Here is an 18,225-nt window from a genome sequence, read left to right on the forward strand (position 1 = left end):
GGTGGTGGCGTATCCGCGCGGCGCGGGTCGTCGCTAATGTGAACGCGTGCCGTGAGCCTGATCGCGACGCCACTCACCCGGGAGCTCTCTATGTCGTCTGCCCTGATCCACCTCTCCGTTCCCGTTGACGCGGCGCGCGACGCGGTCGCCGCCGCCCTCGGTGAGCAGGGCTTCCGCGTGCAGCCCACCGCGTCGGGCTCGCTCGACGTGTCGCGGGGGAGCCTCGGCACCACTCTCGTCGCCGGGGCGTTCGCCGGGCAGGACATGCACGTGCGGTTCGACGTGCACTTCGCGCCGGAGCAGGGCGGGGCGACGGCCGCGTTCGAGCACTCCGCCGCGGGCGGCTTCTTCAAGGGCGGGGCGATCGGCGCGGCGAAGTCGGGTGACGTCGTGAACGAAGCGGCGCACGCCGTCGGTGTGCGCCTCGCGCAGCAGGGCCTCGTCGTCGGTGCCGTGCCCGCCCCGTCCGACGTGGCGGGCGACCCCGCCGCCGCCGACCCCGCTTCCGCCGACCCGGCGTTCGCCACCGCCTCCGGGTACCCGGGCTATCCCGGTGCCGCGGCGCCGTCGGCCGGATACACGGCCGGCGGGTACCCGGCCGGAGCGATCCCGCCGCCCGTCGACTACGCGAACCGCACCAACGTCGTCTCGATCGTGGCGATCGTCCTTGGCTTCGTCGTTCCCCTCGGCGGCATCATCGCCGGAGCCGTCGGCCTCGCGCAGATCAAGCGCACCGGCGAGAAAGGACGCGGCCTCGCCATCACCGGCATCATCGCCGGCTCCGTCCTCACGGTGCTGACGATCCTCGGCGTGATCGCCCTGGTCGTCTTCGCCGTCTTCGCCGAGAGCCAGTCCTCCGCCGACCCGTTCGTGCCGCCGTCGACGTCGGAAGACGGCGGAGTCACCATCGCCCCCGGCGAGCCGACGCCCGACGACGTCTACGTCCTCGCCGTCGGGGAGTGCCTCGACGCCCTGCCGAGCGGGTACGTCAGCGACGACAGCTTCGTCGACTGCGCGACGCCGCACAGCTACGAGGTGTTCGCCGCGTCCTCGCTCGCCGACGGACCCTTCCCGGGAGATGACGCCATCACCGCCCAGGCCGAAGCCGTCTGCGACGCGGAGTTCGCGAGCTTCATCGGACTCTCGTTCGCCGACTCGACCCTCAACGTCGACTACTTCGCCCCCGTGGGGGAGACGTGGGCCGAAGGAGACCGCGCCGTGTCGTGCCTGGTGTCCGATCCGGCCGGCGAGGTCTCGGGCAGCCTGGCGGGTTCCGCGCGCTGATCGCGGGGCGGGGGTTCCGCGCGGCAGAATGCCGCGCGGGCCACGTGCGCGGCAGGACTCCGGCTCAGCGGCCGTTCTCCGGGCCGCGGAGCCCCGCACGCCCGGTTCTGCAGGAGGTGTGCGTCACACGGGCGCGGCGGGCGCCGCGGACCTCCGGGAACCTCCCTCCGGTCCTCGTGCGCAGTCACGCCACGCAGAAAGCAACCGCCCTCGCCCGTACTTCCGGGGCGGCGCGCGCCCCCAACGATCTGACCGGCCTCGGGGGGCTCAGTGCCCCGACTGAGCCGACGACGGTGGCGCCGTCGAACCGCGGTCGACGAGCTCGAACGGTAACGTGCCGCGACCCGGAGCGGGGTCGGCTCCCTCGAGCGCGGCGAGCACTGCTTCGGCGGCGCGCGCGCCCTGCCCCCGCGCGAATTGATCGACCGTGGTCAGGCTGAACCAGCGCCCCAGCTCGTGACCGTCGACGCCGATGACCGACACGTCCTCGGGCACGCGCAGGCCGAGCTCGCGCGCCGCGAGGATCGCCCCGATCGCCATCTCGTCCGAGGCCGCGAACACGGCGGTCGGTCGCTCCGCCGTCGCCAATACCCGCGTCGCCGCCGCCGACCCGCCCTCGATGGTGAAGTCGGCCGGTTCGACCCGCGGTGCCGACAGGCCCACGTCGGCGAGAGCGGATTCGAAACCCCGCCGACGCAGTCCCGGCACCGACGACGCGGCGTCGGTGGTCACGTCCGCGCCGATGTGCACGAGCCGGCGATGCCCGAGCTCGAGCAGGTGCGTCGTGGCCAGGCGCCCGACCGCGAGGTCGTCGACGGTCAGGGTGGTCAGCTGCGGGTGGGGGCCGGCGATGGCGACGATCGGAACGCCGAGGCCACGAAGAGACGCCGACTCCTCGGCATCCACCTCGATCGCGATCGTGATCACGGCGTCGATGCGCCGGCGGCGCAGGTGATCGTCGAACACGCGGCGACGTTCGGTCGGGTCGGCGCTCACGCTGTACAGCGTGATGTCGTAGCCCTCGCGCACGAGGGCGTCGGAGATGCCGGCGAGTACCGTGCTGAAGAACCAGCGGTCGAGGAACGGCACGACCACCCCGACCGCCCGCGCCCGTCCCGTGGCGAGGCTCGACGCCGCGGCCGACACGACGTAGCCCAGTCGCTCGGCCGCGGCGAGCACGCGGTCGCGGGTCGATGTCGAGACGGGGCCGCGTCCGCTCAACGCACGCGAAACCGTGGCCGTCGACACCCCCGCCGCGCGGGCGACGTCGTCGATTCCGGCCACGGTCTCGCGTTGTCTCGTCGGATCGGTGCGGATGCGGGCGGGTCAGGCCGCCGCGATCCACACGGTCGTGTCGGTGGGCAGGCGCTCGCCGTCGAGGGGACCGCTCGCGATGAGCACCTCGCCCGCGGGCAGCTCGACCGGGGAGTCACCGAGGTTGGCGATCACGGTGAGCGTGCCGTTGCGCAGCGCCACGACGTCGTCGCCGTAGCCGTCGAGCCACTCGATGTCGCCCGCACCCAGGCCGCGCGCGCGGCGCTCGGCGAGCAGCGCGCGGTAGAGCGTGAGGGTGGAGGAGGGGTCGTCGACCTGCACGTCATGCGCGAGCTCGGCCCACTCGGCGGGCTGCGGCAGCCAGGCCTCGCCGGTGGTGTTGAAGCCGTACGCGGGGGCGTCGGCGGTCCACGGGATCGGCACGCGGCATCCGTCGCGTCCGTAGCGCTCGCCATTCGTGCGGAACCAGGTCGGGTCCTGTCGGGCGTCGTCGGGCAGGTCGATGACCTCGGGCAGGCCCAGCTCTTCGCCCTGGTAGAGGTACGACGAGCCCGGCAGGGCCAGCATGAGCGAGGTGGCGGCGCGGGCGCGGCGCAGGCCCTTCACCGGGTCGGGCTTGCCGGGGGACTTCGGGCCGATGCCGGCGCCCTGCGGGTTCTCGGCCGTCAGCGCCAAGCGCGAGGCGTGGCGCACGACGTCGTGGTTCGAGAGCACCCAGGTGCTCGGGGCGCCGACGGCGGTGTACTCCGCGATCGACTCCGTGACCACGTCGCGCAGGGCCGCGGCATCCCACTTCGTTTCGAGGTAGTGGAAGTTGAACGCCTGATGCATCTCGTCGGGACGCACCCACAGCGCCGTCTGCTTCACCGTCGGCAGCCACGCCTCGGCACAGAGGGCGCGGTCGCCGTCGTATTCGGCGAGCACCTCGTGCCAGTCGCGCCACACGTCGTGCACGCCCGGCTGGCCCCAGTACGGAACCTCGGCGGCGTCGCCGCCCATCGAGCCGCCCTCGGGGTCGGGCGTGAAGTCGGGCAAGCCCTCGGCCTTGATGAGACCGTGCGCCACGTCGACGCGGAAACCGTCGACGCCGCGGTCGAGCCAGAAGCGCAGGATGTCGCGGAACTCCGCGCGCACTTCATCGTTGGTCCAGTCGAAGTCGGGCTGGCTCTCGTCGAAGATGTGCAGGTACCACTGGCCCGGCGTGCCGTCGGCCTCGGTCACGCGCTTCCACATGCCGCCGCCGAAGACGGACTCCCAGTTGTTCGGCGGCAGTTCGCCGTTCTCGCCCTTGCCCTCGCGGAAGATGTAGCGCGCCCGCTCGGGGCTGCCCGGCGTGGCCTTCAGCGCCTCTTGGAACCACACGTGCTGATCGCTGGAGTGGTTGGGCACGAGGTCGACGATGACCCGGATGCCGCGCTCGTGCGCACCCGCGAGCATCGCGTCGAAGTCGGCGAGGGTTCCGAAGATCGGGTCGACGTCGCGGTAGTCGGCGACGTCGTAGCCCGCGTCCTTCTGCGGCGACCGCTGGAAGGGGCTGAGCCAGATGGCATCCACCCCCAGGTCGTGCAGGTCGTCGAGGTGCGCGGTGACGCCGGGCAGGTCGCCCAGGCCGTCGCCCGACGCATCCGCGAACGAGCGCGGGTAGATCTGGTAGATGACGGCGGTGCGCCACCACTCCGCGCCGGGCGCCGGGGCGAGGTCGGAGCGCGAGTCTTCCTGCGTGAAAGTCATGCGACCACGTTAGTGCAAGCGCTTGCAGTCGTGTGTCTCGACGGTGTCCCCGCGCCCCTTGCTCGTTGAGTGTCCGGAACACGCCGTAGTCGTCGGGCCGTACGCGGCGTGTCGTGGACACTCGACAGGGATGTCGCGCGGGGCGGCCGGCGCGCGTCGTGCGGGCGGCGGGGGTGGGCGTCGTACGGGCGGTGCTCGGCGCGTGCGCCCAGCGCCCTGCGCCCGCGCCCGGCGCCCGCACCCGGCGCCCGGCGCCGGGTGTTGAGTGTCCGAGACATGCCGCTCGCGGCGGGGCATGCGCGGCGTGTCCTGGACACTCAACGGGGAAGGGCGGGGGTGGAGCGCCGCGATTAGGCTGGGGCGGTGCCCGACGCCTCTGCTCTCGCCCGCGCTGAATCGCTCATCACGAGCATCCCCGACTACCCGAAGCCGGGGATCGTGTTCCGCGACATCACGCCGCTGCTAACGGATGCCGCGGCCCTGCGCACCGTCGTCGAGGCGTTGATCGAACCCTTCGCCGGCCGCTTCGACGCCGTCGCGGGGGTCGAGGCGCGCGGCTTCCTGCTCGCCGGCGCTGCGGCGATCGTCGCGAACGTGGGGCTGATGCCCATCCGCAAGGCCGGGAAGCTCCCCCGACCCGCCGCCGCGGTCGAGTACGACCTCGAGTACGGCTCGGCGACCATCGAGATGCACGACGACAATGCCGCGGGCGCCCGCGTGCTGCTTCTCGACGACGTGCTCGCCACCGGCGGAACGCTCGCCGCCGGCCGCGAGCTGCTGCAGACGGTGGGCAGCGAGGTCATCGGCATCGCGACACTGCTCGAGATCGACGGCCTCGGCGGCCGCGAGGTGCTCGGCGGCGACGTGCACGCGGTCTTCCACGTCTGACGCCGCCTTCGCCCCGCCTCGTACCCGCCCCCAGCGTCGAGTGTCCACAACACGCCGCGCGGCCCATCGCACGCGCGGCGTGTCTCGGACACTCAACGAGAATGTGCACCCGCACCCGCACCCGCACCCCCAGCGTTGAGCGTCAACGACACGCCGCGCTGCCCACCCCGGGTGCGGCGTGTCGTGGACACTCAACGAGAGGGGGCCGTCGCGCGCCGCGGCACGCGCACCGACGCCACGGCATCCGCCACCGCTCCCGCGACCCGGTCGGTCTGGCGCAGGGGCAGGGCGTTCGAGTGGGGCCGCGTGAACGCCCCGGCCTCCATGGCCGAGGTGAAGGGGCCGAGGGCGAACAGCGTGGGGTGGGCGGAGCCGTCGCGGGCGATCACCCGGCCGTCGGCGTCGACGTCGATGCGGCCGAGCGAGCCGGTGAACGTCGCGTCGCTGACGTGCACCTCTCGGCCGTGGCGCGTCGCGAGTTCGCGGAGCGCGGGGTTCTCGCTCGAGGCGGCCCCCATCCCCGGAAGCCAGGCGTCGATGAGCGACCCCGCCCGCACCTCGCCGGGAACGCGGGGAGAGGATGCCACGAAGCGGCCGTCCGCGATCCGCACGGCGACGTCGGGACCGAGGAAGCGCACGACCCCGGCGTCGGCGAGGGCGCCGATCTCTTCCAGGCGGTGCGCGGGCGGGCCCGAGGCGACGTAGCTGAAGAACGTGTGCCAGGTCACGGGCAGGTCCACGGCCCGCGAACGCGCGCTCCACCGCTCGGTGGGGATGTCGGCCAGAGCCAGGAACGACAGCAGGATCGTGAGGAACAGCGCCTGCGCGGTGCTGCGTTCCTGCGTCGTGCGCAGCTGCAGGTCGTCGGCGATGTGGCGGCGCACGCGCCGGTGCACGTCGGCGGCGTCGACGAACGCCTCGTCGCCCAGCGGCACGTCGAGCGCGGGCACGTCGAAGCGGTCGAGCGGGTCGGGCACGACGGCGGCGACCGCGCGGCGGAGGGCGGCCGTGTTCCCGTCGACTTCGCGCAGGGTCACGCGGAAGGCCGCCCACGTCGTCGTCACCCGCTCGGGGTGGCCGGTGAACAGCTCGCGGTAGTGCCCCCACACGAGCTCCCGCGCGACGAGGGGCCATACGTCGTCGAGGAAGTCGATCGTGCCCGGACGGGCGAGAAGATCGGCGATCGCGGCTGGGGTCAGCACCTCGCGCGTCGGCGGTTCGCCCTGTACCTGGGATGACACCTTCGAGCGGTACGGCACCCCGCGGCGGGAGCCGAGGTGCAGCCGCGGCTCCCGCCCCGACGGCTCGTACCGCAGCCGGCCGTCGGCGGTGCGCGCGAAGCGGCCGCCGCGTCCCTCGGCCAGCAGCACGACGGCATCCACCGCGGCGAGTCCCATTCCGCGCACGATGACGTCGTCGCCGGGGACGAGCACCGAGAGGTCGGCGTCGGCGGTGAACGACGGCGGTACGTAGGTCAGCCCGGCGTCGGCGGCCGCGATGAGGAGGTCGCGGGTCTGACCGTCGGGCTCGCGTCCGTTGTGACCCAGGGCGTACACGACGATGTCGGCGGGCAGACGGATGCCATCGGCCAACGCCACCTCGTACCCGTCGACCGTGTCGTCGACCCACTGCACGGCGCCGCGGTGCCATCGCACCTCGACGCCCGGGGGCGCGATGGCGACCGTGCGCCGCCAGAACCAGTCGAGGTACACGCTCTGCAGCCGGCGCGTGGGGAAGCTGTCGCCGCGGAGCGCCTGCAGCTCGGCCGCGAGATCGGGGTCGTCGATCTCGACGTCGGGCAGCGAGCCCGCGCGCACGCGCTCGGCCCACTCGATGAGCGACGGTCCCGAACGCACCGGCCCCGCGATCGTGCACGACTCGTCGGTGAACACCGTGACGTCGCGCGCCATCGAGTTGAGCTTGAGCAGGGGCGACTGCTCCCGCCGCCAGATGCGGCCCGCGCCGGGCGGATGGGGGTCGACGAGGGTGACGTGCAGGGTCGGCGTCGCGGCCTTCGTGCGCCGGGCGAGCAGGCGCTCGACGAGCATCACGGCGCGGGGCCCCGCGCCGACGATGACGAGCCGCGCCGCCCGGTCGCTCATCGCGCGGCGGCCGTCGCGGTGTCGTGCGGCCCGGGGGTGTCCGGAGCGCCCGCGACCACCGGCGGCAGCCCCAGCAGGTCGTGCAGCGTCGCGCCCTCGTCGTACGAGCGGCGGTACGACCCGCGCTCCTGCAGCAGGGGCACGACCTTCTCGGTGAAGGCGTCGAGGCCGTGCGGGGTGACGTGCCCGACGACCGTGAAGCCGTCGGTCGCGCGCTCCTGCACGTACCGGTCGATCTCGGATGCCACATGCTCGGGCGTCCCGACGAAGGTGTGGTTCGCCGTCAGGCGGATGACGAGCTCGCGGATGCTGAGGTTCTCGGCCGTCGCCTGCGCGCGCAGCTGCCCCACCCGGGCGCGGATGGCCGAGTGGCGCCCGGCGAAGCCCTGCGCGGTTTCGACGCCCGTGTCGGGTTCGACGTCGGGCAGGGGGCCGTCGGCGTCGTAGCCGCTGAGGTCGCGGTTCCAGATCTGCTCGAGATAGGTGATCGCGGTCTGCGGCCGCACCTGGGCGAGCGCGACCTCGCGCGAGCGCTCGCGGGCCTCGGCCTCGGTGTCGCCGAGCACGAAGGTCGCCGCGGGCAGGATCTTCAGCGAGTCCTCGTCGCGGCCGTGGGCGGCGAGGCGACCCTTCACATCGCGGTAGAACTGCTGCGCGTCGTCGAACGCGGTGTGCAGCGAGAAGATCACGTCGGCGTGGGCGGTGGCGAAGTCGCGGCCGTCGGGGGAGTCGCCGGCCTGCACGATCACCGGCCGGCCCTGCGGGGAGCGGGGGACGTCGAACACCGCGTCGACGTCGAACAACCGCGTCTCGTGCCGTACCCGCGCGATGGCGTCATCGCGCAGGAACGCCCCGGTGTCGGCATCCGCCACGATCGCGTCGTCGCGCCACGACGACCACAGCGCTTTCGAGAGTTCGGCGAACTCGGAGGCCCGCACGTACCGGTCGGCGTGGTCGAGGTAGCCGCCGCGGCGGAAGTTCGCCCCGTGGAACGCGTCGGAACTGGTCACGGCGTTCCACCCCGCGCGACCGCCCGAGAGCAGGTCGAGGGTGCCGAGCTGTCGGGCGAGCTCGTACGGCTCGTTGAACGTCGTGTTGAGCGTGCCGACCAGGCCGATGTGTTCGGTGACGGCGGCCAGGGCGGTGAGGATCGCGAGGGTGTTCGGGCGTCCCGCCACGTCGAGGTCGTGCAGCTGTCCGCGGTGCTCGCGCAGTCGCAGCCCCTCGGCGAGGAACAGGTAGTCGAAGAAGCCGCGCTCGGCGGTGCGGGCGAAGTGCTCGAACGACGAGAAGTCGATCTGACTGCCCGCGGCCGGGTCGGTCCAGACGGTCGTGTTGTTCACCCCGGGGAAGTGGGCGGCGAGATGGATCCGGCGGCGGGTCATGCGCCGACCTCCTGACGGGCGTAGCGGCTGGCGAGACGGGGGAGTCCGACGCGCTCGCGCAGCGTGGGCGCGCCGTCGTCGGGGAGCAGGATGCTGGCGCTCGCCGCCCGCGGGATGACCCGGTCGGCGATGGCCTTGAGGTCGGCCGGAAGGCGGGCGGGACGCAGGCGCACACCGTCGACCCCGGCGTCGGCGAGGGCGCGGATCTCGTCCACGACGTCGTCGGCGGTGCCCACGACCACGCGGGCGTCGGTGGTGAGCGGCGCGCGCTCCTGCAGGCGGTTCCAGACCGCGGCGGCCGCGGCGGGGGTCTCTTCGACGAGGACGAGCAGGTCGGCGAAGACGCGCAGGGGCTCGTCGAGCGCGCGCGCCGCGTCGGCGGCCTCGGCCAGCTCGCTCCGGATCCCGTCGACCGCGGACGCATCGGCGGGTGTGACGAACACGAGGTCGGCGTGCTCGGCGGCGAAGCGGTAGGGCACGCTCTGGTGGGCGAGGGCGGTGACGAGAGATTGCCCCTGGGGGGAGCGCGGCACGATCGAGGCGCCCGTGATCGAGAAGAACTCGCCCTCGAACGCGACGTTGTGAACGCGGTCCCGATCGAGGAACTTCCCCGACGCGAGGTCGCGCACGATCGCGTCGTCTTCCCACGAGTCGGCGAGACGGCGGATGACGTCGGCCACCTCGCCGGCCTCGCGGAAGGCCGCGAGGAGCGCCGGGTCGTCTTCGACGCGACCGGATGCCGGCAGCCCCGTGGGCCCGTCGGCGCGGCGCCCGAAGTTCGCGCGCTCCTGCGCGGTGGAACCCGCCACCAGACGCACGCCCCCGCGGCCCCGGCTGACGTGGTCGAGGGTCTGCAGCGCCGTGGCGAGGTGGAACGGCTCGGGGTGCGCGGTGGTCGCCGTCGGCACGAGGCCGATGCGGCGCGTGACCGGTGCCAGGAACGACGCCACCAGCACCGCGTCGAGGCGCCCCCGCACGCGGTCGCGCCGGGTCTCGGCATCCGGCTCGAAGGAACGGCCGCCGAGGCTGAGCGCGTCTTCGATCGTCGCGAGCAGCAGGCCCGCGTCGTCGGCCGTGCGGGCGAGCGCGCGCCAGTACGCCGGCGACGTCAGCTCGGCGGGCCGCGCCGTGGGCTCGCGCCAGGCGGCCGGGTGCCAGCCGGCGCCGTCCAGGGCGACGGCGAGGTGGATGCGGTCCGACATCGGGGATTCCCTCCGCGGCGGGTCCGTCCCGCCGAGACGCCCACTGTGCCGCCGCGGCCCTGTCGACACAATCGGGCGCGTCACACAGCGCCGCGAGGCGTCATGTTACGAGCGCCGCGGGTTCGATCTCCGCCCGCTCCGCCTCGCGGCGGCGCGAACGGCGGCGACGCGCGGAACCTACCGCCCGCGGCGCGCGAGCGCGCACCGGGGCGGCGACTATGTCGCCCCGCGACACACCGTGTCAGACGGTGACGCATCGCGACGGAGCGTGTCACCCGAGATGAGGGCGGCGCCGTCTCCCCGTACGTTCGGCTGGATTCCCGTCCGTACCGAGAGAGGACCGCCCATGAGCGTGCCCACCGCGATCGCCCCGTTCACGGGTCTGTCGACTCTGCTCGACGACCTGCGCGTCGAGGCGCCAGATCTCGACGTGCGACCGCCGTCGGTCGAGACGGCGGCATTCGCTCACGACGCCGGCACCGCGCCGCGCCGCGGGAGCGCGGCGCAGGACGGGCCCGCGGTCGCGTTCCCGTCCACCGTCGCCGAGGTGCAGCAGCTCGTGCGCCTCGCCGGCCGCCACGGCGTCAGCGTCGTGCCGCGCGGCGCGGGGACCGGCCTGTCGGGCGGGGCCGCGGCGGGCGCCGACCAGCTCGTGATCTCGACCGACCGACTCACCCGGATCGTCGAGGTGTCGCCCGCCGACGAGGTCGCCGTCGTGGAGCCGGGTGTGCTCAACTCCGCCCTCAACGAGCGCCTCGCCCCGCTCGGCCTCTTCTACGCCCCCGACCCCGCGAGCTGGCGCATCTCGACCATCGGCGGCAACATCGCCACCAACGCCGGGGGCCTGCGGTGCGCGAAGTACGGCGTCACCCGCGAGTCGGTGCTGGCCCTCGACGTCGTGCTCGCCGACGGCAGCCTCGTCTCGATCGGGCACCGCTCGATCAAGGGCGTCACCGGTCTCGATCTGGTCTCGCTGTTCGTGGGCTCGGAGGGTGTGCTCGGCATCGTCGTCGGCGCCACCGTGCGCATCCGTCCGCTCCCCGTCGCGCGGCGCACGGTGACGGCGTTCTTCGACTCCACGGCCGCGGGGGCCGCGGCGATCGGGGCGATCACGGCCTCGCGCGTGCGGCCCAGTGTCATCGAGTTCCTCGACCAGCCCACCCTCGAGGGCATCGACGCGGCGAACGACTCCGGGCTCCGCGCCCGCGGCGCGGCTCTGCTGCTCATCGAGCTCGACGGGTTCGGCATCGACGAGCAGACGGCCGAGCTGACCGCGGCGCTCGAGGCCGTCGGCGCCCGCGTGCGGGTCGAGGCCGCCGCGGATGCCGAGGTGCTCTGGGAGCTGCGCCGCTCGGGCCGACGCTTCGATGACGGCTCCTGGTTCGCCGGCGGCGACGTCGCCGTGCCGAAGTCGCGCATCGCCGAGATCTTCGCCGGCTTCCCCGAGATCGAAGCCCGCCACGGCGTGACCGTCAGCGCCGTCGCCCACGCGGGCGACGGCAACCTGCACCCGGTCGTCACCCTGCCCATCCCCGCCGACGCCGACCCGGCGGTCGTTCCCGCGGCGGTGCACGACGCCGCCGACGATCTGGTGCGTGCCGCCCTCGCCGTGGGCGGCACGGTCAGCGGTGAGCACGGCATCGGCACGGTCAAGCGCGCGCTCGCCGCCGAAGAGCTCGCCGCGCGCGTGCGGGCGGCGCAGCTCGCGATCAAGGACGCGCTCGACCCGGCCGGCCTGTTCAACCCCGGAAAAGCCCTGTAACCCGTTCCCCACAGCTCGAGGATTCTCATGACCATTCGCACCCGCCCACGTCGACGCCTGCTCGGCGTCGCCTCCGCCCTCACCGTCGGAGCCATCCTGCTCAGCGGCTGCGGCGCGGCCTCGACCGCCGCCCCGTCCGCCGACGCCACCCCGAAGCCCGGCGGTGACCTGGTGTTCCTCATCGACTCGCTCGGTGCCAGCTGGATCCCCAACAACAGCTCGATCTCGAGCTATCAGGGCAACATCTGGGGTCACCTGACCGACAAGCTCGTCTACGTCGACGCCGAGGGCACCCTCAGCCCGTGGATAGCCGAGAGCTGGGACGAGAACGCCGACAAGACCCAGTTCACCCTCCACCTCAAAGAGGGCGTGACCTTCTCGGACGGCGCGCCGCTGGATGCCGCCGCGGTCGTGGCGAACATCGACATCTGGGCGAAGGGCCGCCCCGACGAGGGCATCAACCGCATCGGCCTGTTCCCCTCGGCCAACTACCAGGGCGCAGAAGCCGTGGACGCCAGCACGGTGACGGTGTCGTTCTCGGCGCCCACGCTCAGCTTCATCCCGACGCTGGCGTACCACGGCTCGATCCTGCTGTCGCCGACGACGCTCGCCCTCCCCGCCGACCAGCAGGCCGACCTCACGAACGACATCGGCAGCGGCCCCTTCACCGTCGAGAAGGTCGCCGACGGCGACAGCGTCGTGCTGAAGAAGCGCGACGACTACGACTGGGGCCCCGAGGCGATCGGACACGACGGCCCGGCCTACCTCGACACCATCACGTACAAGCAGGTGGCTGAGCCCTCGCTGCGCACCGCCTCGGTCGAGTCGGGCCAGGCGCAGGTCGCGTACAACGCCAGCCCGCAGGACCTCGACGCGCTGAAGGGCGAGGGCCTGACGGTCGAGACGCCACGCTACCTCGGCTTCGTCAACGGCTACGCGCTGAACACCACGGTGGCGCCGTTCGACGACGTGCGCGTGCGCCAGGCGGTGCAGCACGGCATCGACCGCGACGAGATCCTCTCGACCGTCTACACCGAGGACTGGCTCGGAGCCGAGTCCTTCATCCAGAGCACGGTTCCCGAGGCGACCGATCGCAGCGCCGACTTCGCCTACGACCCCGACGAGGCGGCATCCCTGCTGGACGCGGCCGGATGGGTGAAGGGCGCCGACGGCGTGCGCACGAAGGGCGGACAGAAGCTCGCCTTCACGCTGTACCCGAACCCCTACCTCCAGGCCTCGCAGTCGGTCGACGAACTGGTCGACCAGCAGCTGACGACCCTCGGTTTCGAGGTGAACCTCGAGACGTACGACGTGCCGACCTACGGCCAGAAGGTCATCGGGAACGCCGCCGTGCCGGCGACCGAGATCACCCGCAGCTTCGTCGACGTCGGAACCGTCGCCGGGGTGCTCACCTCGCAGAAGAAGGGCGACGAGGACTGGTTCAAGGTCGGCACCTCGGATGCCACGCTCAACGACCTCGCCACGCGCATCGCCACGGCCACCGACCGCGACGCCCGTGCCGCGGTGGCCGACGAGCTGCAGGGCTACGTGCTCGATCAGGGCTACTTCGTCCCGCTCACCCAGATCGTGCAGCGCGTCTACGTGCAGGCCCCCGACGTCAGCGGCGTCACCTACAACGGCCTCGCCTACGCGTACTACCTGGACGCCTGGCTGAACGACTGACCTCGGCCGCGGGGGCGGGTGCACGGCATCCCTCCCCGCGGCGTCAGACAGAGAGGAAGAGAACATGCTGCGCATCTACGGCCGTTTCGCCCTGCGGCGCACCGGTCAGGCGATCGTCGTCGTCGTGCTGGCGTACCTGTTCACGTTCGTCGTGATCAGCATCCTGCCCGGCGACCCCGTGACGAGCACGCTGAGAAACCCCGACAACGGCTTCACCGAGGACGACATCGCGCGCATCGTCGCCTACTACGGGCTCGATCAGCCCTGGTACGTGCAGCTGGGCTCGTCTCTCGGCCGGTTCGTGGTGGGCGATCTCGGCGTCTCGCTGCGGTCGAACCTGCCCGTCGGCACCCTGGTGTTCGACGCCCTGGGCTCCACGCTGAGCCTCGCGGCGGCCGCCCTCCTCGTCGCGATCGTGCTGGCCGTCGCCATCGCGTACGGGACGCAGTTCCTGCCCCCGCGCTTCGGGCAGGGCGTGCTCCGCTCGCTGCCGTCGCTGTTCCTGTCGGTGCCGAACTTCGTCATCGGCCTGCTGCTCATCCACGTCTTCGCGTTCGGCCTCGGACTGTTCAGCATGATCGACACCGAGACGCCGTGGGGCACCTTCTTCGCGGCGGTGGCGCTCGGCATCCCGGTGTCGGCGCAACTGGCGGAGGTGCTCATCGCCTCGCTCGATCACGAGTCGCGTCAGGAGTACGTCGCCGTCGCGCGATCGCGGGGGCTGCGGTCGGGGGCGCTGTTCCTGCGCCACCTCGCCAAGCCGTCGGCGTTGCCGACGGTGACGGTGCTGGCGTTGATCGTCGGCGAGCTGCTCGGCGGAGCCCTCATCACCGAGGCGATCTTCGGCCGCGTCGGCATCGGCACCCTCGTCGAGTCGGCCGTCGCCAGCCAGGACCTGCCGGTGCTGCAGGCGGTGGTGTCGCTCGCGGCCGTGGTGTTCGTCGTGGTGAACCTCGTCGCCGACCTCGCGTACCCCCTGCTCGATCCCCGCGTCTCGGTGGGTCCGTCCGGGCGCCCGGCCGTCAGCGCTTCGCGCGAGGACCCGGCGCCGCTGCTCCGCGAGGAGGTGGGGATCGTATGACCGCCGCATCGCTCCTCGCGCCGCGGGCGACGATCGCCCGGGTGCGCGGCATCCGTCTCTCCGTTCCGATCGGCGTGATCGTGCCGTTCGTCGTCGTGGCCGTCGTGCTCGCCTGGTCGCTCGCGCCCACGCTGTTCACGACCCAGAACCCCGCGCAGGGTGTCCCCGCCGACAAGCTGCAGGGCCCCAGCGCCGCGCACGTGCTCGGCACCGACCACCTCGGTCGCGACCTGTTCGCGCGCATCGTCTTCGGCGCGCAGTCGTCGGTGACCAGCGCCCTCGTGGCCGTGACGATCGGGGTGGTCGTCGGCGGACTGATCGGTCTGCTCGCCGGCTTCCTCGGGTCGTGGACCGACGTCGTGCTGGCGCGCTTCGTCGACGTGCTGCTGGCGATCCCCGCGTTCCTGCTCGCCGTCGTGATCGTCAGCTCGCTCGGCTTCCAGACCATCAACGCCGCGATCGCCACCGGGGTGTCGGCCGTCGCGGTGTTCGCGCGCGTCATGCGGGCGGAGGTGCTGCGGGTGCGCTCCTCGGTCTTCGTCGAGGCCGCGCGTCTGCAGGGCGGCTCGAACCTGCACGTGCTGTTCCGGCACGTGCTGCCCAACGCCTCGCGCTCGCTCGTTCCGCTCGCGGTGCTGCAGTTCGGCCTGTCCATCCTCGTCATCGCGGGACTCGCCTTCCTCGGCTACGGCGATCCGCCCCCGGCATCCGACTGGGGTCTGCTCATCTCGGCCGGCAAGGACTACCCCCGGGCGCCGTGGCTGGTCGTCTGGCCCGCCCTGGTGACCGTGGCGACCGTGCTGTCGATCAACCGCATCAGCCGCTGGCTCCGGAGGACGTCATGACCACCACCCTCTCGCTGAGCCCCGACACGCTCGTGGCGGCTCCGCCGCTGCTGCGCGTGCAGGATCTCTCGGTCTCGTACGGCCGTACCCCCGTGGTGCACGACGTGTCGTTCTCGATCCCGCGCGGCGGCAGCCTCGCCCTCATCGGGGAATCGGGCTCGGGCAAGTCGACCATCGCGCGCTCGGTGCTCCGGCTCCTCCCGCGCGGCACGGGCCGGGCGCGCGGACGGGTGGCGTTCGCCGGCGACGACCTGCTCGATCTCTCCGAGGCGCGGTTCCGGCCGTACCGCGGGCGCCGGATCGGCTTCGTGCCGCAAGACCCCGCCCACGCGCTCAACCCCGTGCGCACGGTGGGGTCGCAAGCGCGCGAGGCGGCCGCCCTGGCCGGTCTCGCCGACGCCCGCGCGCAGCGCGCGGCGAGCCTCGACGTGTTCGCCCGCGTCGGCCTGCCCGATCCCGCCCGGGTGTACGACTCGTACCCGCACCAGTTGTCGGGCGGCATGCTGCAGCGCGTGCTCATCGGGCTCGCCGTGCTGCCGCGGCCCGAGCTGCTCGTCGCCGACGAGCCCACCAGCGCGCTCGACGTGACGATCCAGAAGCGCATCCTCGACCTGCTCGATGACCTGCGCACCGAGGACGGCATCGGTCTGCTGCTCATCACGCACGACCTGGCGATCGCCGCCGAGCGCACCGACGAGATCGTCGTGCTCAAAGACGGACGCGTGCAGGAGGCCGGCTCGACCCGCACCGTCTTCGCCGCGCCGACCTCGCCGTACACGGTGCAGCTGCAGGCCGACGCGCCCGCGTTGAACCCCGACCGCTACCGCGGCGATGTCGTCGACCGCGGGGTCGACGAGTGGACCACCGACACCGCGTCGGCCCGCATCCACGTCCGCGACGTGTCGAAGAGCTTCGTCGTCGACGGGACGCCGCGCCCCGCGGTGTCGGGGGTCTCGTTCCGCGTTCCGGCCGGAACGACCCATGCCCTCGTCGGAGAGTCCGGCTCCGGCAAGACCACGACGGTCCGCCTGCTCCTGGGGCTGGAGAGCCCCGACGCCGGGGAGATCCTCGTCGACGGGCAGGCGGTGACGGGCCGCACGGAGCAGGAGCTGCGTGGCATCCGTCGCCACCTGCAGCTGGTTTACCAGAACCCCTTCACCTCGCTCGACCCCACCTGGAGCGTCGCGCGCATCGTGCGCGAACCGCTCGATCGCTACCGCGTCGGCACGCGCGCGGAGCGTTCGACCAGGGTGGCCGAGGCACTGGATGCCGTGGGCCTGCCGCCCGAGCTCGCTCGCCGTCGCCCCGACGCGCTGTCGGGCGGACAACGCCAGCGCGTGGCCATCGCCCGTGCCCTGGTGCTCGAGCCCGACGTCATCGTGCTGGACGAGCCGACCTCGGCCCTCGACGTGACCGTGCAGGCCGGGGTGTTCGAGGTGCTCCGCCGCCTGCAGCGCGAGCGCGGTCTCACGTACCTCTTCGTCTCGCACGACCTCGCGCTGGTCCGCCAGATCGCCGACACCGTCTCGGTGCTCAAGGACGGCCGGGTCGTCGAGGCCGGCCGCGTCGCCGACGTGCTCTCGCACCCGCGCGAGCCGTACACGCGGGCGCTCGTCGAGGCCATCCCCCGTCCCCTGGCCGCCCTCTCCCGACCCTCGGAGTCGTCATGACCCTCCTCGTCCCGTCCCGTCCCGCGCTCATCGAGGCGTTCACCGTCCCGAAGGGCTTCGGCGACCAGACCCTGCGCGACCGTCGACCCGATGCGATCGAGCTGCTCGGCGGCATCCCGGATCCGTCGGTGCTGCCGACCGCCGAGCTCGCCGAGGCGACGGCCCGCGTTCTCGCCGCACCCGGGGCGCCGTCGCTGCAGTACTCCCGCACCGAGGGCATCCCGGCGCTGCGGGAGTGGATCGCCGCGCGCGAGGGCGTCGCCGTCGAGCGGGTGCTCGTGACCAACGGCGGCTTCCACGGCCTCGCTCTCGCGGTGCAGACCGTGCTCGAGCGCGGAGACCTCGTGGCCGTCGACAACCCGGTGTTCCCGCTGTTCCTGCGCGGCCTCGAGCTGGCCGACGCACGGGTGCTGCCCATCCGCGTCGGAGCCGAGGGGCTCGACGTCGACGAGCTCGCCGCGCACCTGCGCGACGGCGCGCGCCCCGCCGCGGTGTACACGGTGCCGGAGTTCCACAACCCGTCGCAGTCGTCGTTGCCGACCGAGCGCCGTCGCGAACTCGTGGCCCTGGCCGAGGAGTACGGCTTCGTGGTCTTCGCCGACGACCCCTATCGCGAGCTGCGGTTCCATGGGGAGCTCGAGTCGGTCGCGCCCTTCCACGACTCCGACCACGTCATCCACGTCAACACCTTCACCAAGACGCTCGGCCCGGGGCTGCGCCTGGGATGGGTCGTGCTGCCGGAGCGGTTGGTCCCGGATGCCGTGGCCCTGCGCAGCCGCCAGGACTCGCACTCGTCGACCTTGGTGCAGGCGGTGATCGCCGAGCTGCTCACGAGCGACGCCGGGCTGTTCGACCGCGTGCTCGAGCGGGCGCGGTCGCTGTACCGCTCGCGCGCCCGGGCGCTCGCCGATGCTCTGGAGGCCGAGGCTCCGGGGGTGTTCGACGTCACGGTGCCCGACGGCGGACTGTTCCTCTGGCCGCGCCTGAACGATGAGGCGATCGATGCCGACCGGCTCGCGGCCGACGCGAGCGCCGAGGGCGTGGAGTACCAGCGCGGGTCGTTCTTCGCCTCCGGTCCCGGAACCGACGCCGACCGGCACCTGCGTCTGGCCTACGGCGACACCGACGAAGACGACCTGCGCACAGCCGCGGCCCGCCTCGCGCGCGCGGTGGCGCGGCAGCGCTGAGGCGGGGCGCACGGGTGCGCGCAGGGTCGGTGCCGGCGTCGCGCGAGGTGGCGCGTGGCGGCGCCAGCGGGTGTGCGCAGGGTCGGCGATGTGCACAACCTCCGTTCGGTTCGGGGGATGCCGGCTGAGG

General features: G+C 72.9%; 13 protein-coding genes. 8 read left to right on the forward strand and 5 right to left on the reverse strand.

Annotation, left to right across the window (positions count from 1 at the left end; genetic code table 11):
- Positions 1 to 90 precede the first annotated feature (90 nt).
- Positions 91 to 1,284: a DUF4190 domain-containing protein gene (locus ASF96_RS01800; protein ID WP_055935403.1), complete on the forward strand. Its 1,194-nt coding sequence runs from the start codon at positions 91 to 93 to the stop codon at positions 1,282 to 1,284.
- 267 nt (positions 1,285 to 1,551) lie between these two features.
- Here the strand turns inward: ASF96_RS01800 and ASF96_RS01805 are convergent, their stop codons facing one another.
- Positions 1,552 to 2,568: a LacI family DNA-binding transcriptional regulator gene (locus ASF96_RS01805; RefSeq protein WP_055935405.1), complete on the reverse strand. Its 1,017-nt coding sequence runs from the start codon at positions 2,566 to 2,568 to the stop codon at positions 1,552 to 1,554.
- A gap of 42 nt (positions 2,569 to 2,610) precedes the next feature.
- The gene (locus ASF96_RS01810) at positions 2,611 to 4,290 is read right to left on the reverse strand and encodes a glycoside hydrolase family 13 protein (RefSeq protein ID WP_055935407.1); all 1,680 of its coding nucleotides are present in this window, start codon (positions 4,288 to 4,290) and stop codon (positions 2,611 to 2,613) included.
- A gap of 363 nt (positions 4,291 to 4,653) precedes the next feature.
- Between ASF96_RS01810 and ASF96_RS01815 the strand changes: the two genes are divergently transcribed.
- Positions 4,654 to 5,178: an adenine phosphoribosyltransferase gene (locus tag ASF96_RS01815; RefSeq protein WP_055832072.1), complete on the forward strand. Its 525-nt coding sequence runs from the start codon at positions 4,654 to 4,656 to the stop codon at positions 5,176 to 5,178.
- 191 nt (positions 5,179 to 5,369) lie between these two features.
- On the opposite strand, the gene ASF96_RS01820 is transcribed toward ASF96_RS01815, so the two are convergent.
- The 3 genes from ASF96_RS01820 to ASF96_RS01830 are packed head-to-tail and all read right to left on the reverse strand — an operon-like array spanning position 5,370 to position 9,867.
- Complete coding sequence (locus ASF96_RS01820) at positions 5,370 to 7,280, reverse strand: FAD/NAD(P)-binding protein (protein ID WP_055935409.1); 1,911 nt, start codon at positions 7,278 to 7,280, stop codon at positions 5,370 to 5,372.
- A complete protein-coding gene (locus ASF96_RS01825; protein ID WP_055935411.1) occupies positions 7,277 to 8,665 on the reverse strand; it encodes an NtaA/DmoA family FMN-dependent monooxygenase in 1,389 nt (462 codons plus the stop codon). The genes ASF96_RS01820 and ASF96_RS01825 overlap by 4 nt, the downstream gene beginning before the upstream one ends.
- The gene (locus tag ASF96_RS01830) at positions 8,662 to 9,867 is read right to left on the reverse strand and encodes an LLM class flavin-dependent oxidoreductase (RefSeq protein WP_055935413.1); all 1,206 of its coding nucleotides are present in this window, start codon (positions 9,865 to 9,867) and stop codon (positions 8,662 to 8,664) included. The genes ASF96_RS01825 and ASF96_RS01830 overlap by 4 nt, the downstream gene beginning before the upstream one ends.
- 346 nt (positions 9,868 to 10,213) lie before the next feature.
- On the opposite strand from ASF96_RS01830, the gene ASF96_RS01835 reads away from it, so the two are divergent.
- From ASF96_RS01835 to ASF96_RS01860, 6 genes are all read left to right on the forward strand, one after another.
- Positions 10,214 to 11,629 (forward strand): FAD-binding oxidoreductase, encoded by a 1,416-nt coding sequence (locus ASF96_RS01835; protein WP_055935416.1) that lies wholly within the window; start codon positions 10,214 to 10,216, stop codon positions 11,627 to 11,629.
- 27 nt (positions 11,630 to 11,656) lie between these two features.
- Positions 11,657 to 13,312 carry an ABC transporter substrate-binding protein gene (locus ASF96_RS01840; protein WP_055935418.1) on the forward strand — a complete coding sequence of 552 codons (1,656 nt, stop codon included), beginning with the start codon at positions 11,657 to 11,659 and terminating at the stop codon, positions 13,310 to 13,312.
- 64 nt (positions 13,313 to 13,376) lie between these two features.
- A complete protein-coding gene (locus ASF96_RS01845) occupies positions 13,377 to 14,393 on the forward strand; it encodes an ABC transporter permease (RefSeq protein ID WP_055935420.1) in 1,017 nt (338 codons plus the stop codon).
- The gene (locus ASF96_RS01850) at positions 14,390 to 15,238 is read left to right on the forward strand and encodes an ABC transporter permease (protein WP_055935421.1); all 849 of its coding nucleotides are present in this window, start codon (positions 14,390 to 14,392) and stop codon (positions 15,236 to 15,238) included. Before ASF96_RS01845 ends, ASF96_RS01850 begins: the two co-directional genes overlap by 4 nt.
- On the forward strand, positions 15,235 to 16,908 hold the full coding sequence (locus ASF96_RS01855) for a dipeptide ABC transporter ATP-binding protein (RefSeq protein WP_055935423.1): 1,674 nt from the start codon (positions 15,235 to 15,237) through the stop codon (positions 16,906 to 16,908). The genes ASF96_RS01850 and ASF96_RS01855 overlap by 4 nt, the downstream gene beginning before the upstream one ends.
- Positions 16,905 to 18,095 (forward strand): aminotransferase-like domain-containing protein, encoded by a 1,191-nt coding sequence (locus ASF96_RS01860; RefSeq protein WP_055935425.1) that lies wholly within the window; start codon positions 16,905 to 16,907, stop codon positions 18,093 to 18,095. The genes ASF96_RS01855 and ASF96_RS01860 overlap by 4 nt, the downstream gene beginning before the upstream one ends.
- The last annotated feature ends 130 nt before the right edge of the window (positions 18,096 to 18,225 follow it).

It is taken from the genome of Microbacterium sp. Leaf179, from assembly GCF_001423785.1.
GTDB lineage: Bacteria > Actinomycetota > Actinomycetes > Actinomycetales > Microbacteriaceae > Microbacterium.